This window comes from Chromohalobacter marismortui, from assembly GCF_004364315.1.
Lineage (GTDB): Bacteria > Pseudomonadota > Gammaproteobacteria > Pseudomonadales > Halomonadaceae > Chromohalobacter > Chromohalobacter marismortui.
In genome coordinates this window covers 13,380-37,726 of sequence record NZ_SOBR01000007.1, presented here as the reverse complement: position 1 = coordinate 37,726, position 24,347 = coordinate 13,380, and the positions used below count along the sequence as shown (strand labels likewise).

Genomic DNA, 24,347 nt, shown 5'->3' with positions numbered 1-24,347 from the left:
GTTCCATGTTCCGACGCGTTGGTTTTGGATTGCTCGGCGTGCTGGTGTTGGCGGCCGTCGTCGTTCCCTACACGCTGCTGCGCGATGTCCAGGCCTGGTACGGCAGCATGCTCTTCTGGGCGGGGATCGGTCTTGCCGTGATCGTTCTCAACCTGCTCGTCACCGCTGCGTTCAAGGAGAAATGAGCATGACGCCGACGCTCGTGTGGGGAGCGGTGATCCTGTATGCACTGATTGCACTGGGCGTGGCCTGGCGCTCCCGAGAGCGCGGTCCGCAGGTGCCCGACATGGCGGGCTACTTCCTCGGCGGACGCCGGGTGGGCGGACTGGTCTCGGCGCTGAGCTACAGCGCGACCACCTACAGTGCCTTCATGATGGTCGGGCTGGCGGGGCTGACCTATGCCGGCGGTGTGGGGGCGCTGGGGTTCGAGATCATCTACTTCGCCGGCGTGTCGCTGGTGGCGATCTTCGGGCCGCGTTTCTGGGCGGTGGGCAAGGCGTTCGGCTTCGTCACGCCCAGCGAGATGCTGGGCCACCGCTACGCGAACCGCGCCGTGGCCGTCGTCATGGCGCTGGTCAGCAGCCTCTTCTTGATTCCCTATGCCGCCGTGCAACTGGCCGGGGTGGGATACCTGCTCAGCGGGATGACCGACGGTACGATCGGCTTCACCACGGGGGTGGTGGTCGCCACGGCCTTGGCGCTGCTCTTCACGTTCATCGCCGGCATCCGGTCGGTGATGTGGACCGACGCGCTGCAGGCGCTGTTGATGATCGTCGCCTCGACGGCCGTGGCGCTGCTGGTGGTGGCCTCACTGGGTGGTTTCGAGACGTTGTTCGCGACCCTCGCCGATGAACATCCCGAGGCGCTCACCGTGCCGGGCTCGGGGCTTTTCACGCCGGCGACCTTCCTGGGCCTGACGATTCCCTGGTTCTTCTTCAGCCTGTCGAACCCCCAGGTCAGTCAGCGCCTCTTCATGCCGGCCTCGCTTCAGGCCATGCGACGCATGCTGCTGGGTTTTCTGTGCTTCGGGCTGGTCTATACCGCCGTCTCGGTGCTGTGGGGCTTTTCGGCGTTGATCGCATTCCCCGATCTGGAGAACTCGGACCTGGCCACGCCGAGGCTGCTGTCCTCCGCGCACGTGCCACCCGTGCTAGGCGTCGTGGTGATGGTGGGGATCTTGGCGGCGGCGGTGTCGACCATCGACTCGATCATGCTGACGTTGTCGTCGATGTTGTCCCGTGACGTCTATGCCATGGCCCGTGGTGGCGGTGACGAGCGGCGTCAACTGCGCGCCGGCAAGGTCGTGTTGCCGGTGATCGCGCTGCTCGCGCTGGGCTTCGCCGAGCTGCGCCTGGACTTGATCGCCGTGCTCTCGGTGGCCGCCTCGACCGGGCTAGTGGTCACCGTGCCGGCCTTGATCGGCGCCTTCTTCTGGCGCGGTGGCACCGCCGCGGGCGCGCTGGCCAGCATGCTGGGCGGTGGCGTCTGGGTGTTGGGGCTCTACGCGACCGGGGCCACGCCGCTGGGCTGGCCCCCGGGCATCTGGGCGCTGCCCGTGGCGGCGGCGTTGTTCGTGGCGGTCAGTGTCTGCACGGCCGCGCCGCGGCGTACCGCCGACACCTTCATCGCGACCGCCGAGCGGGCCTTGCCATGGCGGCGATGAGATTACCCGTCGGGTGGCTTCTGCCTAGCGATCAGCTCCGCTAAGCTGGGGCGTATCACGCTTGCCCCGGCGTTTGACGCCGGGACGTTCCAGGAGAGTGTCATGGCCCTGCACGAAGGATTCCTACCCGACGCCGATATTCCCGCGCCGTTGCATGAAGCGCTGGGTGAAGCCACCGAGCGGCTCGACGATGCGTTGTGCATGGCCGATCGCGTTGCCCAGGCGCAGCGCTCGGCGCGCGATGCGGATGCCGATATCGACGAGATGCCGAGTGCCACCTGGTTGGCGCTCTCGGATATGCGCCGCGCCGAGCTGGCGCGTGTCGTGGCGTTGTCCGATTTCGCCACCGAGACGCTGGCTCGCGATCCCGGCTGGTTGCCGGTGCTGGATGCCGAGGGCGAACTGGATGAGGCGCCGCCGCGCGAGACCTGGGAAGCAGAGCTCGCCGAACGCCTCGATGCCGCCGAGGACGAGGCCGCCATGCAGGCCGCGGTGCGGCGCTTTCGACGGCTGCGCATGTTGGGGATCGTATGGCGCGACCTGTGCCGTGCGCCGCGCGGTCAGACCGGTGAGGCCGGCATGTGGGCCACGGCGCGTGCCGTCAGCGAGCTGGCGGAGATTTGTCTGGAGGGGGCGCTGAGCTGGCTGGAAGGCCACTATGCGCCACGCTGGGGAACGCCCGCGCCGCGTGGCGACGGATCGCCCCAGGGGTTGGTGGTGCTGGGCATGGGCAAGCTGGGGGCCGGCGAGCTCAACCTTTCCTCGGATATCGATCTGATCTTCGCCTACGCCGAAGACGACGAGACGCAGGGCGGCCGCCGCGAGCTCTCGCACCAGGAATATTTCACCAAGCTGGGTCAGAAACTGATCGCCGCGTTGGATGCGGTCACCGACGAAGGCTTTGCCTTCCGGGTCGACATGCGCTTGCGTCCGCTCGGCGATGGCGGCCCGCTGGTCGGCAGTTTCGCGACCCTGGCCAGCTACTACCAGGACCAAGGGCGCGAGTGGGAGCGCTACGCCATGCTCAAGGCGCGCCCAGTAGCCGGCGATCTCGAAGCGGGCGCCGAACTGCTCGCCTCGTTGCGGCCGTTCGTGTATCGCAGGTACCTGGACTTCGGCGCCATCGAATCGCTGCGCGAGATGAAGCGCCTCATCAATCGCGAAGTGAAACGCAAGGGTATGGCCGACAACATCAAGCTCGGCCGCGGCGGCATCCGTGAGGTGGAATTCGTGGTCCAGGCGTTTCAGCTGATTCGTGGGGGGCGCGATACCGAGCTGCAGCTCACCTCGTTGGCCGAGGCCTTGCGCGGCCTGGCAACGCTGGAGTTGCTGCCACCGGAGGTGACCGACACGCTGCGCGTCGACTACGCCTTCCTGCGCGACCTCGAGCATGCCTTGCAGGCCCAGCGGGACCGTCAGACCCAGACCCTGCCGGAGGATGATCTGGGGCGCGAACGCTTGGCGCTGGCGCTCGACATGGCCGACTGGCCGGCGCTGATGGGGCGTCTCGAGGAAGCGCGCGGACGCGTGCGTGAGCATTTCGATGCCGTCATCGCGCCGCCCGATGACGAAAGCGCTGAGGAAAGCATGCCTGAAGACGCCTCACGCGAGGAGTTGGGCGCGCTCTGGCGTGAGGAACTGACCCCGGCGGAGGCCCGCGAGACGCTGACGATGCTGGGGTTCGAGGCGCCCGAGGCGACCCTCAAGCGGCTTACCGGTTTGCATCGGTCGCGTGCCGTGGCGGCCATGCAACGCATCGGCTTCGAACGGCTCGATGCCCTGATGCCATTGCTGCTCGAGGCCGTCGGCGAGAGTCGCGCGCCGGATGTCGCGCTCGAGCGTGTCCTGCCGCTGATCGAGGCGGTACTGCGGCGCACTGCGTACCTGGCATTGCTGCGCGAGAACCCTGATGCATTGCGCCAATTGATCCGCCTGTGTGCCGCGAGCCCATGGATCGCCGAGCAACTGGCGCGCCACCCCGTGTTGCTCGATGAATTGCTGCACCCCGCCACGCTGTACTCGCCCGCCGACAAGGACGAACTCGCCGATGACCTGCGTCAGGCATTGGCGCGCATCCCCGAGGACGACGAGGAAGGCCAGCTCGACGCCCTGCGTATCTTCAAGCATGCCCAGGTGCTGCACGTCGCGGCCTCGGATATCGTCGGCGCGCGGCCGCTGATGAAGGTCAGCGATTATCTCACCTTCATCGCCGAGGTGATTCTCGAGCAAGTGCTGGCGATGGCCTGGACCCATGTCACGCGCAAATACGGTTACCCGGCGCGCCGAGATGGCGAACGCATGCGCGATGACGCCAGTTTCGCGATCATCGGCTACGGCAAGCTGGGCGGCATCGAGCTGGGCTATGGTTCGGACCTGGACCTGGTGTTCCTGCATGATGCCGATCCCAAAGGCGCTACGGACGGGGCCAAGGCCCTCGATAACACGGTCTTCTTCACGCGCCTCGGCCAGCGCATCATCCACCTGTTGACGGCCATGACGCCCAGCGGCGCACTCTACGAGGTGGACATGCGTCTACGTCCTTCCGGCAATGCGGGGTTGTTGGTGACGACGCTCGAGGCCTTCGCCGATTACCAGCGCCAGCAGGCCTGGACCTGGGAGCACCAGGCGCTGGTGCGCTCACGCGCGATTGCCGGTAATCCGGCATTGTGCGAGCGCTTCGAGGCAGCGCGCCGCGAGGTGCTGAGTCAGCCCCGCGACCCCGACACCTTGCGCGAGGCGGTCGTCGCCATGCGCCGCAAGATGCGCACGCACCTGGGCAGCAGCGATCAGGCCGGGCGTCAGGGAACGTTTCATCTCAAGCAGGATCCCGGCGGCATGGTGGATATCGAGTTCCTTTGCCAGTATGCCGTCCTGGCGCTGGGTGCCGAGACGCCCGAGATGCTGGCCTTCAGCGATAACATGCGCATCCTCGAGACGCTGGAAAGCGTCGGCCGCCTGCCTGCCGAGCAGGCACGCGAGCTGCGCGAGGCCTATCTCACCTATCGCGGTATCAGTCATCGCGCCTCGCTGGCCAAGGCCGGCAGCCAGGTCGAGATTGCCGATATCGATGAGCATCGCCGTCGGGTCCGTGCCATCTGGGCGCAGTGGATGCAGGAAGACGATGAGACGCGTTGATTCGCCTTGCCGGCATGCCTCCGCAGTAACAGGTAGTTACTTTTCGTGCTCATGATAATCCGATAAATGGTTAGTACGACAAAAGTTGGGTATTGATCATTCGTGTGGAGGTTTTATAGTCCGCCCCCGGCGATGGCATACGTGCCATCGCCGTTTTGTTTCGCCACCGCTCACAAGGCGCGGCGAATGTCAGGCACAACCTGAAAAGTTCTCAACGAGGCAGACAGTCAATGCGCTCTACCACGGATGTAGCATCACCCCGCTCGGGAGACGACCAGGGGTTCGCCGGTCACCCGCGTGCACTGGGACCGTTATTCTTTACCGAAATGTGGGAGCGTTTCTCCTACTACGGCATTCGCCCGCTTCTCGTGTTGTTCATGGCGGCCACGGTATTCGAGGGCGGATTGGGCTTCACGCGTGAGACCGCCTCGGCCATCGTCGGGATCTACGCCGGTGCCGTCTATCTGTCGGCGCTGCCCGGCGGTTGGCTGGCGGACAACTGGCTGGGCCAGCGCCGCGCGGTCTGGTATGGCTCGGTCCTGATCGCCTTGGGCCATTTGTCGATCGCGTTTTCCGCCGTCTGGGGCGCGACCTGGTTCTTCATCGGGCTGGTGTTGATCGTGCTCGGCTCGGGGCTGTTCAAGTCATGCATCTCGGTGATGGTGGGCAGTCTCTATGACCAGGGCGACGTGCGTCGCGACGGCGGTTTCGCGATCTTCTACATGGGCATCAATATCGGCGCGCTGATGGCGCCGCTGTTCACCGGCTTGTTGATGCGCGAGTACGGTTGGCACTGGGGTTTCGGCATCGGCGGGCTGGGCATGCTGCTGGCCCTGCTGATCTTCCGCTTGTCGGCGATTCCCGCCATGCGCCGTGCCGACAGTCTGCGCGGGCGTGCCGCCAGTTGGGATGCGCCGTCGGTCCACCGCCGCGGCGTGGGCTACTATGTGGCCGGCTTGGCGATTGCGCTGGCGGGGTTCATCGCCCTGGTGGCGAACGGCGTGATTACCTTGAACGCGGTGGCGATCGCTGAGGCCATGACCACGGTCATCATCGTTTGTGCGCTCGGGTATTTCGTCTATCTGTTCGGCTTTAACGGGCTCGACAAGCAGGAACGCGCGCGTATCGTGGTGTGCTTCATCCTGATCATGGCGGCGGCATTTTTCTGGGCATCCTTCGAGCAGCAGCCGACATCCTATAACCTGTTCGCCCACGACTACACCGACCGCACCTTGTTCGGTTGGGAAATTCCCACCGTGTGGTTTCAGTCGTTCAATCCGGTCTTCATCATCCTGTTGGGGCCGCTCTTCGGCTGGCTGTGGCCGGCGCTGGGGCGGCGTCGCCTGGAACCCGGCAGCCCGGTGAAGTTCGTGCTGGGACTGCTGTTCGCGGCCGGCGGCTTTGCCTTGATGATGCTCGCGGCAATGCGCGTGGCCGGTGGGGTCGAGCAGGTGTCGCCGTTGTGGATCACCGGTAGCCTGCTGCTGCTGACCATCGGCGAGCTGTGTCTGAGCCCGGTCGGGCTGTCGACCATGAGCGCGCTGGCGCCGACCAAGCTGCGCGGCCAGCTGATGGGGCTATGGTTCACCGCCTCGGCCTTGGGGAATCTGGTTGCCGGGTTGATCGGCGGGCACGTCAATGCCGAGGAATTGGAGCAGTTGCCGGAACTGTTCGGCCGTTGCGCGGTGGCATTGGTGCTGTGTGCCATCGTCTTGGCGCTGCTGACGCCGTTCATCAAGCGTATGCTGAAAGGCAATCCCACCGTCGACCCCGCCGGTGCTTCGTCTTCTAACGCTACCACTGGAGCCTGAGTCATGCCGCTGAGTGAATCTCCCCGAACACCTGCCGCCCGCCTGGCCGCGCTGCGCGAGGCCATGCACGAAAACGCCGTCGATGCCTGGTGGTTGCCGTCTTCCGATCCGCATAGTTCCGAATACCTGCCCGAGCATTGGCAAGGCCGTGCCTGGTTATCGGGCTTCGACGGCTCAGTGGGCACGCTGGTGGTCACCCAGCAGGCGGCCGGGCTGTGGGTGGACAGTCGCTACTGGGTCCAGGCGGAGCAGCAGTTGGCGGGCAGCGGCATCGAGCTGATGAAACTCCAGCCCGGTCAGGCGCAGCGGCCCATGCAGTGGCTCGCTGAGCAGCTTCCGGCGGGTGCCACCGTCGGATTCGACGGCGCGGTGGTGTCGGCGGCCAGCGTGCGCCAGTTGGAAACGCATCTGGCGCCGAAAGCGATCCGCTGGGAAGGCCATCGGGATCTGCTCGATACCATCTGGCCGGACCGCCCCGCGTTGCCCGAGGCGCCGGTGCGCGCCCACCCGCGCGCTTACGTGGATACCGCGCGGCGCGACAAGTTGGCGGCGTTGCGCGAGGAAATGGCGGCCCAAGGCGCGGACACGCACCTGGTCTCGACCCTCGATGATATTGCCTGGCTGACCAACCTGCGCGGGGCGGATGTCGACTTCAATCCGGTGTTTTTGTCACACCTGCTCGTCGAGGCGACGCGTGCCACCCTGTTCGTCGCCCCGGACAAGCTGGATGACGCCTTGGTCGGCGAACTTGCCGACGACGGCATCGAGGTGGCCGATTACGCGTTGGTGGCCGAGCGTCTCGCAGGGTTGTCCGTCGATGCGCGCCTGTTGATCGATCCGGCGCGGGTCAGCCTGGCGCTGACGGAAGCGGTGCCGGCGGGTGAGGCCGTCGTCGAGGCCATGCAGCCGAGCACGCTGGCCAAGAGTCGCAAGAGCGACCGCGACATCGCGCATGTGCGCCACGCCATGGAAGAAGATGGTGCCGCGTTGTGCGCCTTCTTCGCCTGGCTGGAAGACGCATTGGCCAGCGACGAGACGGTCACCGAGCTGGATGTCGACGAGCGGATCACCGCCGAGCGTGCGCGCCGCGATGGCTTCGTCTCGCGGAGCTTCGCGACCATCGCGGCCTTCAACGCCAATGGCGCGCTACCGCATTACCACGCCACCCCGGCGGCGCATTCGGTCATCGAAGGCGATGGCCTGTTGTTGATCGATTCGGGCGCCCAGTACCTGGGCGGGACCACCGACATCACGCGCGTGGTACCGGTGGGCGAGATCGACGCGGCACACCGGCGTGATTTCACCCGGGTGCTCAAGGGCACCATCGCGCTGTCGCGTGCCCCGTTCCCGCGCGGCATCCCTTCGCCGCAACTGGACGCCATCGCCCGTGCGCCGCTGTGGGCCGCGGGGCTCGATTACGGCCATGGCACCGGGCATGGCGTGGGCTATTTCCTGAACGTCCACGAGGGCCCGCAGGTCATCGCATGGTACGCGTCGTCGACGCCGCAGACGGCCATGCAGCCCGGCATGATCACTTCGATCGAGCCGGGCGTCTATCGGCCGGGACAGTGGGGCGTGCGTATCGAGAACCTGGTGGTCAATCGCCCGGCCGAGGCCAGCGAGTTCGGCGACTTCCTGCGTTTCGAGACGCTGACGCTGTGTCCCATCGATACCCGCGCCCTCGACATGTCGCGGCTCGATGATACGGAGGTCGAGTGGTTGAATGCTTACCATGACGAGGTTCGCCGGCGCCTGATGCCCAAGGTCGACGGCGAAGCCCGCGACTGGCTCGAGCAGCGTACGGCGCCCATCGCTCGGTAGTGCGTAGGCGTGGATGAAATCCGGGAAGTCGAGGAGCAGCACATGGCGGTCAGGCAAGAAAGCATTACCCCGTTCCAGCTCATCGTGCTGGTGCTGTCTTTCTATGTGATCGGCGCCTTGTTGGCGGACCTGTTCCTGACGCTACCCGCCGAAGTCTCGCGGTTGCTGGGCTATATGGACTGGGTGGTGTGCGGATTCTTCTTCGTGGACTTCTGCCTGCGCTTGCGCGCCGCCCCCAACAAGTGGCGCTACATGCGTTGGGGCTGGCTCGACCTGTTGGCCTGCATCCCGCCGGGGCCGTTCCAGGGGGCGCGCTTGTTCCGCGTCGTGCAGATGTTGCGCGTGATCCGCGCGGTGAAGTCCGTGCACATGATCTGGCGGGTGTTGTTTCGCAATCGCGCCGAAGGGGTGTTTGCGTCGGCGGCGACGGCGACGCTGCTGCTGGTGGCGTTCGGGGCGATCACCATGTTGCTGGTCGAGTCGCCACACCCGGAAAGCCCCATCGACACCGCCGAGGAAGCGCTGTGGTGGGCTTTTGTGACGGTGACCACGGTAGGCTATGGCGATTATTACCCGATTACCACCCTGGGCCGGGTCGTGGCGGTCTTTCTCATGGTCGGCGGGGTGGGGCTGTTCGGGAGTTTCGCGGCGTACATCGGCTCGCTGGTGGTGTCCGATGACAGCGCGCAGGAGTCGCGACAGCACAAGGCGGACCGCGAGATGATGCGGCATCTCTCGCGGCAGATCGACAGCCTGCACGGCGAAGTCGCGGCGCTGAAGCGTACCCTCGACGCTCGTGACGAGGCAGCGGCCGAGCGTCATGCCGCGGGGAAGCAGGCGCCTTGCGAGGATTGAGCCCTACTATTGAACTTGCCTATCGCTATCATGCTAACAAATTATTGGTGGCATGAGACGCGTAGGGATAAAGTGATCGCCATCTGGTGCTCATCAGATGTTTCATCCCCGCATCGTTTCGCGATGCACCCCTAGTAGTACCCTGCCTCGACCCGCGCAGCCCCCTGGCGCGGGTTTTTTTATGCGCTGTGTCCTCCTGACATGAAAACGCCCATGCGGTGTGAACCGCATGGGCGTTCGTCAGGCCGGGGTGTAGTCAGCGCTTACAGCGCAGCGATCTTGTCGCGCTGCTCGGCGAGGGTGGCACGGTGCGCCTGGGCCTCAGCCAACTTGGCGCGTTCCTTGTCGACCACCTCGGCGGGGGCCTTGCTGATGAAGCCCTCGTTGCCGAGCTTCTTCTCGATGCCGCCGATGAACTTGTCCTGCTTGTCGATTTCCTTGGCCAGGCGCGCGAGCTCGGTGTCCTTGTCGATCAGCCCCGCCATGGGCACCAGGACTTCCATGTCGCCGACCAGCTGCGTCGCGCACAGAGGGGCCTGGTCGGGATCGTCGAGCCAGGTGATGCTCTCGAGCTTGGCCAGCTTGGAGAGGAACAGCCGGTAGGCTTCCAGGCGTTCGCGGTCGGCTTCTGCGCCCTTGGTGAGCAGTGCCTCCAGCGGCTTGCCGGGGGCGATGTTCATCTCGGCGCGGATGTTGCGCACGGCGACGATCATCCCCTTGAGCCACTCGATGTCACGCGTGGCGTTCTCGTCGATGCGGCTCTGCTCGGCCTGCGGCCAGGGGTGAGCCATGATCGAGTCGTCGCCGCCTTGATGGGTGCCGGCCAGGGGCGCGACGCGCTGCCAGATTTCCTCGCTGATGAACGGCATCATCGGATGCGCCAGCCGCAGCACGGTCTCCAGCACCCGCACCAGCGTGCGGCGCGTGCCGCGCTTGGCGGCGGCGGTGGCGTTGTCGTCCCACAGCACCGGCTTGGAGAGTTCCAGGTACCAGTCGCAATACTCGTTCCAGACGAAGTCGTAGAGCGCCTGCGAGGCGTGGTCGAAGCGGAACTCTTCCATCGCACGGGTGACCTGCGCCTCGGTCTGCTGCAGGCGCGAGACGATCCAGCGGTCGGCCAGCGACAGCGCCACGTCACCCTCGAGGCCGCAGTCCTCGCCCTCGGCGTTCATCAGCACGTAGCGCGAGGCGTTCCACAGCTTGTTGCAGAAGTTGCGGTAGCCATCCAGGCGGCCCATGTCGAACTTGATATCGCGCCCGGTGGTGGCCTGCGAGAGGAAGGTGAAGCGCAGCGCGTCGGTGCCGTGGGGCTCGATGCCTTGCGGGAACTCGTCGCGGGTGGCCTTGGCGATGGCCTTGGCCTTCTGCGGCTGCATCATGTTGCCGGTGCGCTTGTCGATCAGCGCGTCCAGATCGATGCCGTCGATCAGGTCGATGGGGTCGAGCACGTTGCCCTTGGACTTGGACATCTTCTGGCCCTGGGCATCGCGCACCAGGCCATGCACGTAGACCTTCTTGAAGGGCACTTCGTCGGTGAACTTCAGGGTCATCATGATCATCCGCGCGACCCAGAAGAAGATGATGTCGAAGCCGGTGACCAGCACGCTGGACGGGTGGAAGGTCTCGAGTTCCGGCGTCTGCTCGGGCCAGCCGAGGGTGCCGAAGGTCCACAGCCCTGAGCTGAACCAGGTGTCCAGCACGTCCTCGTCCTGGGTGAGGGCCACGTCGGCGGCGAGGCCGTACTTGTCGCGGGCTTCCTCGGCGCTGCGCGCGACGAAGACGTTGCCCTCCGCGTCGTACCAGGCGGGGATGCGATGGCCCCACCACAGCTGGCGCGAGATGCACCAGTCCTGCAGGTCGCGCATCCAGGCGAAGTACATGTTCTCGTAGTTCTTGGGCACGAACTCGATATCGCCGTTCTCCACCGCGGCGATGGCCGGCTTGGCCAGTTCCTCGACCGCCACGAACCACTGATCGGTCAACAGCGGCTCGATGACGTCGCCGGAGCGGTCGCCGAACGGCAGGGTGTTGTTGACGGTTTCGATCTGCGCCAGCAGCCCGCCGGCCTGCATGTCGTCGACGATGGCCTGGCGCGCCGCGAAGCGGTCGAGCCCGACATAGGTGGCGGGCAGCGAGGTGTCGATCTCGCCGAGCGGACGGCCCTGGATGTCGAAGGCTTCGGCGCGCGGCAGGATGCTGGCGTCCGGGGTGAAGACGTTGATCAGCGGCAGCTGCTGGCGGCGACCGACTTCGTAGTCGTTGAAGTCGTGGGCGGGGGTGATCTTCACGCAGCCCGAGCCCTTGTCCATGTCGGCGTGTTCGTCGGCGACGATGGGAATCCGCCGGCCCACCAGCGGCAGCTCGACGAACTTGCCGATCAGCGAGGCGTAGCGCGGGTCCTCGGGATTGACGGCCACGCCGGTGTCGCCGAGCAGGGTTTCGGGACGCGTGGTGGCGACGATGAGGTGATCCTGCCCGTCATCGGTGGTCACGCCGTCGGCCAGCGGATACCGGAAATGCCAGAATTGGCCTTGCTGGTCCTTGTTCTCGACTTCCAGGTCGGAGATCGCGGTATGCAGCGTCGGGTCCCAGTTGACCAGGCGCTTGCCGCGATAGATGAGCCCCTCGTCGAACAGCCGCACGAAGACTTCCTGCACCGCCTTGTAGAAGCCGTCGTCCATGGTGAAGCGCTCACGCGACCAGTCGACGCTGGCGCCCATGCGACGCAGCTGACGGGTGATATGGCCGCCGGATTCGTGCTTCCATTCCCAGATCTTGTCGGTGAAGGCCTCGCGCCCCAGGTCGTGGCGGCTCTTGCCGTCTTCCGCCGCGACCTTGCGTTCCACGAGCATCTGCGTGGCGATGCCGGCGTGGTCGGTGCCTACCTGCCACAGCGTGTTGTATTGCTGCATGCGCCGCCAGCGGATCAGGGTATCCATGATGGTGTCCTGAAAGGCGTGGCCCATGTGCAGGCTGCCGGTCACGTTGGGCGGCGGAATCATGATCGAGTAGGGCTCGCCCTGGCCGGCGGGCGCGAAACGGTTGGCGTCTTCCCAGCGCTGATACCAGCGCGCTTCGATCTGATCGGGTTGGTAAGTCTTGTCCATGGGCGTCGGTCGGCTCTTGAAATACGGTCAGCACGGCGCATGGCCGTGGCGAAAAATGCCGACAAGTATAACCCCGCAAGCGGGGTGACGTCATGGCGCGCTCAGCCCGCGGCGTTGCGTGAGGTGCCGGTGAGGTCGTTGGCCTTGACGGGGTAGCCGCGCTTTTTATAGGTCTGCCAGCAGGCGCGCTTGGTGGTCAGCACGTCTTGGTGCTGGTTGATGATCTCGGCGACGCGTTCGAAACGCGAGAACCATTCGGGAATCTCGGGATGCAGGTTGAGCATCGCCTCCACTCCGGGCGCCGGCGGGGCTTCCCAGCCGAGGGTCACGGGCGGCGCGGGCGCGACATCGTCGCCCAGCACCGCGTGGGGCAGATAGCTCTCGGGCTTGAAGGTCCACAGCCGATCGTCGAGATCGCGTGCCATGGCCTCGTCCTCGGTGTGGATATGCAACCGATAGCCCTTGCGGTGGATGGTTTCCGCCAGGCGGCAAGCGAAGTCCAACCGCGCGTCGAGCGTGGTATCGGGCAAGATGTAGAAGTCGACCTGGGTCATGGGCCCCTTCGGGGAGTCGTAAGTTATAAGAGCGGCGCTACGCGCCTGGAAGCTGGAAGAAAGACAATCCCGGCTACGAGCTACGAGCTACGAGCTACGAGCTACGAGCTACGAGCTACGAGCTACGAAAGGTAGATTATCTGATTCTTTGGCTTACAGCCCAACACCCGAGCGATTGAGCGAGCTAGCCTCAGGCAAGGCGAATCCAGCTAAGCGAGCGCAGTTGAGGGTTCTTCAATGAGCATCGCGAAGCTGGATTCAACGCCGCCTGGGCGACGCGCAGCCAATCGATGGCGACTAAACGCCGCCGTCGATATCGATCAACGCCCCAGTGGTGAAGCCGGCCTCGGCCAGCCACAGCACGCCGTTGGCGATTTCCTCGGGTTCGCCGATGCGCCCCATGGGAACCACCGAGCCGGCGACATCGGGCTTGTCGGGGTTGCCGCCACTGGCGTGAATGGTGGTGCGAATCACGCCGGGGCGTACGCCGTTGACGCGGATGCCTTCGCCGGCGACTTCCTTGGCGAGGCCTTCGGTCATGGTGTCGATGGCGCCCTTGGAGGCGGCGTAATCGACGTATTCGCTGGCACCGCCGAGGTGCGAGGCCGCCGACCCGACGTTGACGATGGCGCCGCCCTGGCCGCCATGACGGGTGGACATGCGCTTGATCGCCTCGCGGGCGCAGATGAACGGGCCGGTCACGTTGATGCGCATCATGCGGTCGACACGCTCGAAGCTCATCGCGTCGACGCGGCTGATCTGATCGACGATGCCGGCGTTGTTGACCAGCACGTCGAGACGCCCCAATTCGCGGTCGACGGTCTCGAACATGGCAACGATGTCCGCCTCGCTGGCGACATCGGCCTGAATGGCGATGGCGCGTCCGCCCGCCGCTTCGATGTCACTCACGACACCCTCGGCCGACGTCTTGTCGCTGCGATAGTTGATGGCAACGGCATAGCCCGCTTGCGCGGCGTGCCTGGCGGTGGCGGCGCCGATGCCACGTCCGGCGCCGGTAATCAGCATCACTTTCGACATAGGGCCTCCTGATAAGGGAAGGAAATGACACGGTGCGGGTTATGCCACCGTGTCGTTCGATGTGACGTCAGGCCAGGCGCGTCAGCCAGTTGCGGGTATCTTCGCGGCGGCCGTACTGCAGGTCGAGGAGTTCCTTGCGCAGGCGTTTGCCGACCTCGCCGCCGCTATCCGCCGTGAGACGAATGCTTTCGTCTTCGCTGCGCAGCTCGCCGACCGGGGTGATGACGGCGGCGGTGCCGCAGGCGAAGACCTCGGTGATCTCGCCGGAGGCGGCCCCGTCGCGCCATTCGTCGATGCTGATGTGACGTTCCTCGGGGGTCAGGCCCTGGTCCTTGGCGAGTTCCAGGATCGAGTCGCGGGTGACGCCTTCGAGGATGGTGCCGGTCAGCTTGGGCGTGACGATGCGCCCGTCCTGGTAGACGAAGAACAGGTTCATGCCGCCGAGTTCCTCGATCCACTTGTTCTCGGCGGCGTCGAGGAAGGCCACCTGGGCGCAGTCGTGCGCTTCGGCTTCCTTCTGGGCCGCCAGCGAGGCGGCGTAGTTGCCGCCGCACTTGGCATAGCCCGTGCCGCCGGATGAGGCGCGCTTGTAATGCGAGGACAGCCAGATGGAGACCGGGTTGACGCCGCCCTTGAAGTACGCGGCAGCCGGCGAGGCGATGACGTAGTAGTCGACCTCTTTGGAGGGCCGCACACCGAGGAAGGTCTCGCTGGCGATCATGAACGGACGCAGATAAAGGCTCGACTCCTCGGCGGCGCTGGCCGGCGTCGGTACCCAAACGTGGTCTTGGGAAAGCAGCGCCCTGAGCGAGCCGATGAAGTCCTCGTCGGAGAGCTCGGGCAGTGCCAGGCGCCGCGCGGAAGCGCGGAAACGCTCGGCGTTCTTCTCGGGGCGGAAGGTCCACACCGAGCCGTCGGCATGGCGATAGGCCTTGATGCCCTCGAAGATCTCCTGGGCGTAATGCAATACCGCCGCTGCCGGGTCCAGCGTCAACGGCCCGTAGGGGCGGACTTCGTGGCCATGCCAGCCGACATCGCTCGTCCAGCGGATATGAGCCATGTGATCGCTGAAATGACGACCGAAACCGGGGTTCTCGAGAATCGTCTCGCGCAGGGCGGCATCCTTGGGATGCGCGTTAGGCCGTATATCGAAGCCTGAAGGGGTCACTGAAGTTCTCCGTCAAATCTGGCGCTCGGTTGGATGCCGAGAATGGCACAGGCGCGCTGGACGAGGAAAGTCCGGCGCGCCTGGTATTTACGTTAGCATGCAAATTTTTGGCTGCGAAGGGTCACGCGACGCTGGGGCGCGTCTCGGTGGCTTCGGTTTCGCGGTCGAGCAAGTACTGGGTCAGCAGGCCCACGGGGCGGCCGCTGGCGCCTTTCTTGTCGCCCGAGGCCCAGGCGGTACCGGCGATGTCCAGGTGCGCCCAGGGATAGGCATCGGTGAAGCGCGACAGGAAGCAGGCCGCCGTGATAGTGCCGGCGGGGCGCCCGCCGATGTGGGCCAGGTCGGCGAAGTTGGAATCCAGCTGGCTCTGATACTCTTCCCACAAGGGCAGGTGCCAGGCGCGGTCCCAGGCGTTCTCGCCGGCGTCGAGCAGATCCAGTGCCAGATCGTCGTCGTTGGACAACAGCCCCGAGGCATGATGGCCCAGCGCGATGATCGCAGCACCGGTCAGGGTGGCGATATCCACCACGCTGGCGGGCTTGAAACGCTCGACGTAGCTCAGCGCGTCGCACAGCACCATGCGTCCCTCGGCGTCGGTGTTGAGGACCTCGACGTTGAGCCCCTTGAGGGTCTTGACGATGTCGCCGGGCTTGAAGGCGCGGCCATCGGGCATGTTCTCGGCGCTGGCCACCACACCGATGATATTGATCTTGGGCTTGAGCGCGAGCACCGTCTTCATGGTGCCGAAGACGCTGGCGGCGCCGCACATGTCGAATTTCATCTCGTCCATGCCGGCCCCCGGCTTGAGTGAGATGCCGCCGGAATCGAAGGTGATGCCCTTGCCGACTAGGACGTGCGGGGCTTCGTCCGGGTCCTCGGCGCCGCGGTACTGCATGACGATCAGGCGCGAGGGTTCTTCGCTGCCCTGGCCGACCGCGAGCAGGGCGTTGGCGCCCAGCGCTTGCAAGGCTTCCTCGTCGAGGATCTCGACATTCAGTGCACCGTCGGCGTCCGCTGCCAATGTCCGTGCCTGCTCGGCAAGGTAACGCGGCGTGCAGACATTGCTGGGCAAGTTGCCCAGGGTGCGTGTCAGCGCGACCCCTTCGCCGACGGCGGCACCGATGCGCGCGCCCAGTTCGGCCTGGGGCGTTTCATCCTGGTCGCCGACCAGCAGCGTCAGGCGCTCGAGGCGCGGTGCGGGAGCCGGCTGCGACTTGAAGTCATCGAAGCGATAGCAGGCACGATGCGCCGCTTCCAAGGTGACGCGGGCCTTCCAGGCGGTGTCGCGTTCGCCGACCGGCACGTCGGTGAACGTGGTGGCGACGTCATCCAGCGGCAGCTTGACGATGGCACCGAACGCAGCGTCCAGAGCCTTGATGAGCTGGCCCTCGCCGCACTTGGCGCGTTCGCCGAGGCCGACGAGCAGCAGGCGCTCGGCGCCGAGGCCGGGCGCGAACGGGATCAGTTGCACATTGCCGAGGCTGGGGTCGAAGTCACCCCGGTCGAGAAGCTGGCCGATCAGGCGTTCACTGGCGTCGTCGAGCTTGTCCGCCGCCGGTAGCAGGTCTCCATCCTGGAAGATGGGCACGACCAAGCATGCCGTTTCGACCTTGGCCGGGTTGACGTTGATTACGGGGGATTCCATGGCGTCTCCACGCGACTGAACTGACATGACTTGCCTCGCGGCGAGACAAGTGTCCGGGGATTCTGGATAATGCCGGCAATGATGCCGGCGCTGAACGCATTCCAGTGTACGCAAAGCCGGAACGCAATGCATGGGGAGGGTGGTCGAAGGCTGCATTGGGCCCTGATGGGGCATCGTGGACCAGGGAACCGACCCGGGAGAAAACGCTTGATCGTATTCCGTTATCTGACGCGCGAGATCCTCGCCACCATGGCTGCCGTGGCCGGCGTGCTGTTGCTGGTGATCATGGGCAGTCGCTTCATTCGCTATTTCGGCGATGCCGCGCAAGGGGATATTCCCGCCAACATTCTCGGCACCCTGATGCTGTTCCACTTGCCCGGGTTCATGGAGCTGGTGCTGCCGCTGTCGTTCTTTCTCGGCATTCTGCTGGCGTTTGGGCAGCTCTATCTCAATAGCGAGATCACGGTGCTGGTGGCCTGCGGGATCAGCCCCAATCGCTTGTTGCGGGTGACGCTGTGGCCGGCCGTGCTGGTGGCCATTCTGGTGGCGTTGTGCAGTCTGTGGCTGACCCCGAGCGGCGCTCGCCACAATGAGATGGTGCTCGAGGAGCAGAAGAGCCGGCTCGATTTCTCGGTGCTGCAGCCGGGGCGTTTTCAGGAATTCGGCAGTGGACGCATCGCCTATACCGAGAGCCTCACCGATGACCGTTCGCGCATGGAAGAAGTCTTCATAAGCCAGCGTCAGCCGCGTAACGATGGAACGCCTGAAACCATGGTCACGCGCGCCGAAGGCGGTTATCAAACGGTCGACGAGGACACCGGCAGCCGCTTTTTGGTGTTGACCGATGGTCAGCGCTATAGCGTCGAACCGGGAACGCATGTCGCCGAGCGTGTGCAGTTCGATACTTATGCGGTACGCCTGTCGCAGTCCAGCGAACGCATCAATCTCGACGCGGCCGAGCTGACCTCGACGCCCGAGCTCATCGAGCGGGGCGGCAATGAAGCTTGGGCGAACCTGCAGTGGCGATTGTCGATGCCCCTGATGGTGCCGATTCTCACGCTCTTGGCCTTACCGCTTTCGCGGGTCAACCCTCGGCAGGGACGGTTCGCCAAGTTACTGCCGGCGATCTTCATACACATCAGTTACTTGAGCCTGTTGCTGGCGGCGCAGGACGCCATTGCGCGTGGGGCGCTGTCACCGCTCATCGGCATGTGGCCGATTCATCTGGGGTATTTGTTGCTGGGGATCTGGATGATGCGTCGTGACCAGCGCCGAGGAGGCCGGGCATGATTTTTGACCGTTTCGATCGCTATATCGCGCGCAATGTGCTGTCGGCCATGCTGGTCGTGCAGGTGATGATCCTGGGGCTGGATCTGGTCATTTCCTATATCAACGATCTCGGCGATGTCGAAGGCAACTACGGCGCTCTGGATGTCTTTGTGTATCTGCTGATGCGCCTGCCGTGGCGCTTTTATCAGTATGCGCCGGTGGGCGTTCTGATTGGGGCCTTGATCGGTCTGGGCAGCATGGCCTCGAGCAACGAGTTGACGGTGATGCGCGCCTCGGGGCGCTCCTTGGCGCGTATTCTGTGGGGGGCCATGAAGCCCCTGGGGCTGGTGATCATCCTGACCATGGCAATCAGCGAATGGGTCAGCCCAGTGACCGAGCAGTACGCGGAAGCCTGGCGTCTGGAACAGCTCGAGGGCGAGGGCGCCATCCTCTCCGAACGCGGTGGCTGGCAACGCGAGGGCGACGACTTCTATCGCTTCGGGACCATCCGCGCGGATGACGTGGTCATCGATGTCACGCGCTATCACTTCGATGGCACGCGGCTGGTTAGCGCCATGCATGCCGATCGCGCGGTGTGGGAAAACGGCAGCTGGCAGTTGCAGAATATCCAGGAAACGCGCTTCAAGGACGGCCGTACCGTCGTCAATACCGACGCTAAACGTGGCTGGGAAACGTCGTTCACTCCGGCCCAGTTGAATCGCTTGCTGCGTCCCCTGGAAAGCCAGTCACCCAGTGATTTGTGGCGTTACGCCAGTTATCAGGAAAACCAGGGACTCGAAGCCACGCAGCCATTGTTGTACTTCTGGCAGAAGATGCTGCTGCCCTTCACCCTGGCGGGTCTGATGCTGGTGGCCGCGTCGTTCGTGTTCGGTCCGCTGCGCACCGTGGCTGCCGGTACACGCGTCTTCTACGGCATCATCGTCGGCGTCTCGTTCAAGTACCTGCAGGATCTGCTGGCCCCGGCCTCGATGTTGTTCGGCTTCTCGCCGGTGTTCGCGGTGCTGGTGCCCACCGTGGCTTGCTATGTGCTCGGCATCGTGCTGCTCAGGCGCTCCGGCTGAGGAAAACGCTACGCGGGCCACAACGCAACGCCCCCGGCGCCGTATTCGGCACCGGGGGCGTTTTGCGTTGATTGCCCATGTCGCGCTAGCGACTTTTCAGGCTGCGCTTATCAGAAAGCGCTTAGGCGATGTATCAAAAGTCCGCGAGGGCGCGATCGAGGCGTGCGAGGATGCCGTCGACCTGGCGTGCGGGCACCACCAGAGCGTCGTCCAACGGCGCCAGCGTATCGATGCGGTGCGGGAGTTGCGTGATCGCCAGCCCCATTCCCTCGTGGCATTCCCCTTGTTGATACCGCACGAAGGAGAGCTCTCCCAGGGCGTCGCGGCCACCCAGATCGAGGCGTGCCAGCTTGCTGAACGCATCGACGCTATCGAACACCGGCGCGCGTGTCAGCGGCAGGTGGGTCAGGTGCCAGGCCAACCAGCCGTCGCCGAGGTGCTCGGCATCGTCGCGCAGGGCGCGAAACCAGAGCTGAACCTGTTCGAGGCGATAGCGTGCCCACGCCGGCTTATCCATCCACAGCACATCGGTGCTCTGGGTCGTGGCGGCATCGAGCTGTCCGGGCATGTAGACCCATGACTCGGTGAGCTGTGCCAGGCCGGTGGGCAGCGGCTCCTCGAGCATGCGTGCGCCGAGTGAATCGAGCGCCGAGTCGAGCTGGCTGGGCGCTTCCGAGTAGCCGACGTTGTAGCGCCACACGCGTCCGGAAATTTCTTGCGTGACGATATGGTCTTCGTCGAGTGCCATATGGCTCATCAGGTCGCGCGCCCCGAGCGACGCATCCGCCAGACCGGCGCGGCGCGCTTCTATGCACAGGCGCTTGAGCATCGGATTGAGGGGCAGGCGGTGGTAATCGCCGTAGCACTGGCCGTCTTCCTGAAAGGGAGTGAGGTCGAGGTGCAATCGCGGAGCATCGCCGCTTTCGGCGTGACGTAACGTCATGATCTCTCTCTTGTGAACACTATGTGCATCGCAACGCGATGCGGGAAATATCTACCCTGGTCATGAATTCCGCGTGACACCCGTTTTGCGTATCACGAGGAATTCTTGCTTTATGCGGATAGAATAAAAATTCGTTATTAACTTTATCGGATTCACGCTGAAATGCAAGCGCTTCTTGTTGAGGAAACACTGATTGATGCGCGACCTGGGCGAGTGTTCGTGGTGCCTGCCTAGGCCACGAGAAGGCGGCGATAGTCGCCGGGCGTGAGGCCATAGGCCGCCTTGAAGCGACGGGTGAAGTGGCTGAGGCTGCGGTAGCCCAGCGAATAGCAGATCTCGGTGATGGGGGCGTCGGCCTCGCGCAGCCACTGACGCGCACGTGCCAAGCGCAGGCGTTGCTGATACTCGCCGGGGGTGTAGCCGACCTCGCGCTGGAACAGCCGGTACAGGCGCGCCTTGCTCATGCAGGCCTCGCGCGCCAACTGCGCGCCATCCAGAGGCTGCTCTGGATGGCGTTCCAGCCACGCCAGTGCCGCCGCGAGCCCGTGACGCGGCGGCGCCTGGCGGGCGTCGGCGAGCAGCAACTCACGCGACTGAGTCCGCAGCAAACGTACGATCAGCTCGTCGATGCCCAAGCCGATCAAGGCGTCGCGGTCGGGGTGGTTCTCGCGGAACAGCCCCATCAAGCGTTCGATCAGCGCTTGCGTGGTCGGGCTATGCGGTACGTGCAGGGCCTGAGGATGATAGTACCACTCGCCGAGGTCGCGTGTGCGTGGCTGAGTCTGGTTGAGGCGCTCGCTGAGGGCGTGGATGCGCTCAGGATCGAGATCGATGGTCAGGCAGGTGGTCGGTGTGTCGGGGCGTGCATCGGGGAAGTCGATGCGCACTTCCTGGTGCGGCGCCAGCACGAAGCTCTCGCCCGGCAAGAAGGTTTCCGGTGCGTCGGTGGCGCCATGCATCACCTTGCGCCCTTGCAGCATGCCGCAGTAGAGCACCCGCTCGGCGTTCAAGGCGACATCCTGCGCGGGCCACCAGGTATCGTAGATCGACAGCTCGGCATGCGGACCGGCGTAACAGATGCGATTCTCGATCAAGCGCCGTGTACGCGGCGTGTCCGTCAGTTGCTCGAGCGTGCGGGTGTTGTTCACGCGAGGCGCCTGGCTGCGCGAATAGGGAGGCGTGACGGCGTGCATGGCGAACTCCTCAGCGGTACCGGCGGCGTGTGGACATGAATATGTCCGTTAGCGTCTAGTGTAGGCAAATTCGCTATCTGAGACTGGCAGACAATCGTCGGAGACTGGCAGGCAAACCCATGGCTGGCCGACGCGCCATGCTGAAGACGATGCGCACTCACTTTCATGACAGGATCAGGGTCGTACACCAAACGACTCGGTCCGGCGCATTCGCTCAAGGAGACACGCCATGATTCATGCACGTCCCGGCACCCCGGGTGCCGTCATCGACTTCAAGTCGCGTTACGAGAATTTCATCGGCGGTGGATGGGTCGCCCCCGCCGATGGTCGTTATCTGGATAACATCACCCCGGTCACCGGTGAGGTCTTCTGTCAGGTACCGCGTTCATCGGCGGCGGATATCGACCGTGCCGTGAAGGCAGCGCAAAAGGCCGCGCCCGCCTGGGGCAAGACGGCGCCCGCCGAGCGCGCCAAGGTGCTGCTGCAGATCGCCGACCGGGTCGAGCAGAACATCGACAAGCTCGCCGTGGCCGAGACCTGGGACAACGGCAAGCCGATCCGCGAAACCAGCGGCGCCGACATCCCGCTGGTGGCGGATCACTTCCGCTATTTCGCGGGTTGCCTGCGTGCCCAGGAAGGCACCATCAGCGAAGTCGACGAGAATACCGTCGCTTATCATTACCACGAGCCCTACGGCGTGGTGGGCCAGATCATCCCCTGGAACTTCCCCATCCTCATGGCGACCTGGAAGCTGGCGCCCGCGCTGGCTGCCGGTAACTGCTCGGTGCTCAAGCCGGCCGAACAGACGCCGGCCTCGATCAACATCTTCCTCGAACTCATCGCCGACCTGGTGCCGCCGGGCGTGATCAACGTCGTGCATGGCCTCGGCGAAGAAGCCGGCGAGGCGCTGACCACGCATGAAGGTGTCGCCAAGATCGCCTTCACCGGTTCCACCCCGGTGGGCAGCCATATCATGGCCAATGCCGCCAAGCGCATCGTGCCGGCCACGCTGGAACTGGGCGGCAAGTCGCCCAACGTCTATTTCGAGGACGTGCTCTCGCACGGTGATGCCTTCGCCGAGAAGTGCATCGAAGGCTTGCTGATGACCTTCTTCAACCAGGGCGAGGTGTGCACCTGCCCCTCCCGCGCGCTGGTGCACGAATCGATCTACGACGAGTTCATGGCCCGCGCCATCGAACGCGCCAAAACCATTCGCCAGGGCGATCCGCTGGATACCGAAACGCAGATCGGCGCCCAGGTCTCCAAGGAACAATTCGACAAGATCCTCTCGTACATGGACATCGGCCGCGACGAGGGCGCCGAATGCCTGCTGGGGGGTGGCAAGGCCAGTCTCGAGGGCGAGCTGGCGGGTGGTTTCTACGTGCAGCCCACCATTCTCAAGGGCCGCAACGACATGCGCGTCTTCCAGGAGGAAATCTTCGGCCCGACGCTTGCCATCACCACCTTCCGCGATGAGGAAGAAGCGCTGGCCATCGCCAACGATACCGAGTTCGGCCTAGGCGCCGGGGTCTGGACCCGCGACATGAACCGCGCCTACCGCATGGGCCGCGGCATTCAAGCCGGGCGCGTGTGGACCAACTGCTACCACCAATACCCCGCGCACGCCGCTTTCGGTGGCTACAAGAAATCAGGCATCGGCCGCGAGACCCACAAGTTGATGCTCGACCACTACCAGCAAGTGAAGTGCGTGCTGGTCTCCTACAGCGACGACCCGATGGGGCTTTATTGAGCCTGGGCCGTTCGGGGCACTGCCCCGAACGGCATTCCCTTTTCAACGAGCGTGAAGCCATCGCTCCATCACGGCGTAGGCGAACTCGAAGGCGCGCGGCATTCGGCTGCCCGCCAACCGAGGAGAAACGACAATGGACAAGACGATGAAAGCTGCCGTGGTCCGCCAATTCGGCGAACCGCTGGTGATCGAGGAAGTCGCGACCCCGCGACCGCAGCAGGGGGAAATTCTGGTCGAGGTGGCCGCCTCGGGCGTGTGCCACACCGATCTGCATGCCGCCCACGGCGACTGGCCGGTCAAGCCCAGCCCACCCTTCATCCCCGGCCACGAGGGCGTTGGCCATATCGTGGCGGTGGGCGAGGGCGTCAAGCACGTCAAGGAAGGCGACCGTGTCGGCGTGCCGTGGCTCTATTCTACCTGCGGCCATTGCGAGCACTGCCTGGGGGGCTGGGAGACCCTATGCGAGTCGCAGCAGAACACCGGCTACTCGGTGAACGGCGGTTTCGCCGACTACACCCTGGCCGATGCCAACTACGTGGGGCGGCTGCCCGACAATGTCGACTTCCTGGAGATCGCGCCGGTGCTGTGTGCCGGCGTGACGGTCTACAAGGGACTCAAGATGACCGACGCCCGCCCTGGCCAGTGGGTGGTGATTTCGGGGATCGGCGGTCTCGGCCACATGGCGGTGCAATATGCCAAGGCCATGGGCTTCAACGTGGCCGCAGTGGATATCGATGACGGCAAGCTGGCGCTGGCCGAGCGCCTGGGAGCCACTGTCGTTGTCAATGCCTCGAAGACCGATCCGGCCGAGACCCTCAAGCGCGAGATCGGCGGGGCTCATGGCGCGCTGGTCACTGCCGTGTCGCCCAAGGCCTTCGATCAGGCCCAGCGCATGCTGCGCCGCGGCGGCACCCTGGTGCTCAATGGCCTGCCGCCGGGCGACTTTCCGCTGCCGATCTTCGATACGGTACTCAACGGCATCACCGTGCGTGGCTCCATCGTCGGCACGCGACAAGACCTTCAGGAAGCGCTCGATTTCGCCGGTCAAGGCAAGGTCGAGGCCACCATCGCCACCGAGACGCTGGAAAACATCAACGACGTCTTCCAGCGCATGATCGATGGCAAGATCGAAGGGCGGATCGTGTTGGACATGACGGGCTAAGCCGCCATGCCTTGAGACCGCTTCCACATACTGGCTTCTACGTACTGAGTCGCGTCCGACTCATGCTTTGCCGCTTCCTTGGGAAGCGGCATTTTTGTGGGGGCCGTGTTGGGAAGTCAGGCTATCAGGTTAGAGCTTATCTCGTTCCAAC

General features: G+C 64.7%; 17 protein-coding genes. 10 read left to right on the top strand and 7 right to left on the bottom strand.

What is annotated here, in order from left to right:
- Positions 1 to 5 precede the first annotated feature (5 nt).
- From C8E00_RS13640 to C8E00_RS13615, 6 genes are all read left to right on the top strand, one after another.
- Entirely contained in the window at positions 6 to 185 is a 180-nt protein-coding gene (locus C8E00_RS13640; protein ID WP_133698076.1) for a hypothetical protein, read from the top strand.
- Positions 186 to 187: 2 nt separating this feature from the next.
- Positions 188 to 1,663, top strand: coding sequence for a sodium:solute symporter family protein (locus C8E00_RS13635; RefSeq protein WP_133698075.1), 1,476 nt, complete (start codon positions 188 to 190; stop codon positions 1,661 to 1,663).
- A gap of 102 nt (positions 1,664 to 1,765) precedes the next feature.
- On the top strand, positions 1,766 to 4,798 hold the full coding sequence (gene glnE / locus C8E00_RS13630) for a bifunctional [glutamate--ammonia ligase]-adenylyl-L-tyrosine phosphorylase/[glutamate--ammonia-ligase] adenylyltransferase (protein WP_133698074.1): 3,033 nt from the start codon (positions 1,766 to 1,768) through the stop codon (positions 4,796 to 4,798).
- A gap of 230 nt (positions 4,799 to 5,028) precedes the next feature.
- Positions 5,029 to 6,609, top strand: coding sequence for a peptide MFS transporter (locus C8E00_RS13625; RefSeq protein ID WP_133698073.1), 1,581 nt, complete (start codon positions 5,029 to 5,031; stop codon positions 6,607 to 6,609).
- A 3-nt stretch (positions 6,610 to 6,612) separates the two neighbouring features.
- The gene (locus C8E00_RS13620; protein WP_133698072.1) at positions 6,613 to 8,430 is read left to right on the top strand and encodes an aminopeptidase P family protein; all 1,818 of its coding nucleotides are present in this window, start codon (positions 6,613 to 6,615) and stop codon (positions 8,428 to 8,430) included.
- A gap of 42 nt (positions 8,431 to 8,472) precedes the next feature.
- Positions 8,473 to 9,285, top strand: coding sequence for an ion transporter (locus C8E00_RS13615; protein ID WP_133698071.1), 813 nt, complete (start codon positions 8,473 to 8,475; stop codon positions 9,283 to 9,285).
- Positions 9,286 to 9,548: 263 nt separating this feature from the next.
- On the opposite strand, the gene C8E00_RS13610 is transcribed toward C8E00_RS13615, so the two are convergent.
- The 5 genes from C8E00_RS13610 to C8E00_RS13590 all read right to left on the bottom strand — a co-directional run bounded on the left by C8E00_RS13610 (position 9,549) and on the right by C8E00_RS13590 (position 16,797).
- Positions 9,549 to 12,392 carry a valine--tRNA ligase gene (locus C8E00_RS13610; RefSeq protein WP_133698070.1) on the bottom strand — a complete coding sequence of 948 codons (2,844 nt, stop codon included), beginning with the start codon at positions 12,390 to 12,392 and terminating at the stop codon, positions 9,549 to 9,551.
- Between the two features lie 101 nt (positions 12,393 to 12,493).
- Positions 12,494 to 12,946: a DNA polymerase III subunit chi gene (locus C8E00_RS13605; protein ID WP_133698069.1), complete on the bottom strand. Its 453-nt coding sequence runs from the start codon at positions 12,944 to 12,946 to the stop codon at positions 12,494 to 12,496.
- Between the two features lie 297 nt (positions 12,947 to 13,243).
- Positions 13,244 to 13,984, bottom strand: a complete 741-nt coding sequence (locus C8E00_RS13600) for an SDR family oxidoreductase (protein ID WP_133698068.1) — start codon at positions 13,982 to 13,984, stop codon at positions 13,244 to 13,246.
- A gap of 67 nt (positions 13,985 to 14,051) precedes the next feature.
- Positions 14,052 to 15,152 (bottom strand): branched-chain amino acid aminotransferase, encoded by a 1,101-nt coding sequence (locus C8E00_RS13595; RefSeq protein WP_133698067.1) that lies wholly within the window; start codon positions 15,150 to 15,152, stop codon positions 14,052 to 14,054.
- A gap of 121 nt (positions 15,153 to 15,273) precedes the next feature.
- On the bottom strand, positions 15,274 to 16,797 hold the full coding sequence (locus tag C8E00_RS13590) for a leucyl aminopeptidase (protein WP_133698066.1): 1,524 nt from the start codon (positions 16,795 to 16,797) through the stop codon (positions 15,274 to 15,276).
- 207 nt (positions 16,798 to 17,004) lie between these two features.
- On the opposite strand from C8E00_RS13590, the gene lptF reads away from it, so the two are divergent.
- Both lptF and lptG read left to right on the top strand, forming a co-directional pair.
- Positions 17,005 to 18,087: an LPS export ABC transporter permease LptF gene (gene lptF, locus C8E00_RS13585; RefSeq protein ID WP_133698065.1), complete on the top strand. Its 1,083-nt coding sequence runs from the start codon at positions 17,005 to 17,007 to the stop codon at positions 18,085 to 18,087.
- Positions 18,084 to 19,148 carry an LPS export ABC transporter permease LptG gene (gene lptG / locus C8E00_RS13580; RefSeq protein WP_133698064.1) on the top strand — a complete coding sequence of 355 codons (1,065 nt, stop codon included), beginning with the start codon at positions 18,084 to 18,086 and terminating at the stop codon, positions 19,146 to 19,148. The genes lptF and lptG overlap by 4 nt, the downstream gene beginning before the upstream one ends.
- 133 nt (positions 19,149 to 19,281) lie before the next feature.
- On the opposite strand, the gene C8E00_RS13575 is transcribed toward lptG, so the two are convergent.
- A complete protein-coding gene (locus C8E00_RS13575) occupies positions 19,282 to 20,091 on the bottom strand; it encodes a hypothetical protein (protein WP_133698063.1) in 810 nt (269 codons plus the stop codon).
- Between the two features lie 230 nt (positions 20,092 to 20,321).
- A complete protein-coding gene (locus C8E00_RS13570; RefSeq protein ID WP_133698062.1) occupies positions 20,322 to 21,284 on the bottom strand; it encodes an AraC family transcriptional regulator in 963 nt (320 codons plus the stop codon).
- Positions 21,285 to 21,513: 229 nt separating this feature from the next.
- Between C8E00_RS13570 and exaC the strand changes: the two genes are divergently transcribed.
- Positions 21,514 to 23,034: an acetaldehyde dehydrogenase ExaC gene (gene exaC / locus C8E00_RS13565; RefSeq protein ID WP_133698061.1), complete on the top strand. Its 1,521-nt coding sequence runs from the start codon at positions 21,514 to 21,516 to the stop codon at positions 23,032 to 23,034.
- Between the two features lie 133 nt (positions 23,035 to 23,167).
- Entirely contained in the window at positions 23,168 to 24,196 is a 1,029-nt protein-coding gene (adhP, locus tag C8E00_RS13560; protein ID WP_133698060.1) for an alcohol dehydrogenase AdhP, read from the top strand.
- Positions 24,197 to 24,347: the final 151 nt, after the last annotated feature.

Coding starts and splice junctions, on each gene's coding strand:
- C8E00_RS13640 (WP_133698076.1), top strand. CDS start 6: ATGTTCCGACGCGTTGGTTTTGGATTGCTCGGCGTGCTGGTGTTGGCG.
- C8E00_RS13635 (WP_133698075.1), top strand. CDS start 188: ATGACGCCGACGCTCGTGTGGGGAGCGGTGATCCTGTATGCACTGATT.
- glnE (WP_133698074.1), top strand. CDS start 1,766: ATGGCCCTGCACGAAGGATTCCTACCCGACGCCGATATTCCCGCGCCG.
- C8E00_RS13625 (WP_133698073.1), top strand. CDS start 5,029: ATGCGCTCTACCACGGATGTAGCATCACCCCGCTCGGGAGACGACCAG.
- C8E00_RS13620 (WP_133698072.1), top strand. CDS start 6,613: ATGCCGCTGAGTGAATCTCCCCGAACACCTGCCGCCCGCCTGGCCGCG.
- C8E00_RS13615 (WP_133698071.1), top strand. CDS start 8,473: ATGGCGGTCAGGCAAGAAAGCATTACCCCGTTCCAGCTCATCGTGCTG.
- C8E00_RS13610 (WP_133698070.1), bottom strand. CDS start 12,392: ATGGACAAGACTTACCAACCCGATCAGATCGAAGCGCGCTGGTATCAG.
- C8E00_RS13605 (WP_133698069.1), bottom strand. CDS start 12,946: ATGACCCAGGTCGACTTCTACATCTTGCCCGATACCACGCTCGACGCG.
- C8E00_RS13600 (WP_133698068.1), bottom strand. CDS start 13,984: ATGTCGAAAGTGATGCTGATTACCGGCGCCGGACGTGGCATCGGCGCC.
- C8E00_RS13590 (WP_133698066.1), bottom strand. CDS start 16,797: ATGGAATCCCCCGTAATCAACGTCAACCCGGCCAAGGTCGAAACGGCA.
- lptG (WP_133698064.1), top strand. CDS start 18,084: ATGATTTTTGACCGTTTCGATCGCTATATCGCGCGCAATGTGCTGTCG.
- C8E00_RS13575 (WP_133698063.1), bottom strand. CDS start 20,091: ATGACGTTACGTCACGCCGAAAGCGGCGATGCTCCGCGATTGCACCTC.
- C8E00_RS13570 (WP_133698062.1), bottom strand. CDS start 21,284: ATGCACGCCGTCACGCCTCCCTATTCGCGCAGCCAGGCGCCTCGCGTG.
- exaC (WP_133698061.1), top strand. CDS start 21,514: ATGATTCATGCACGTCCCGGCACCCCGGGTGCCGTCATCGACTTCAAG.
- adhP (WP_133698060.1), top strand. CDS start 23,168: ATGGACAAGACGATGAAAGCTGCCGTGGTCCGCCAATTCGGCGAACCG.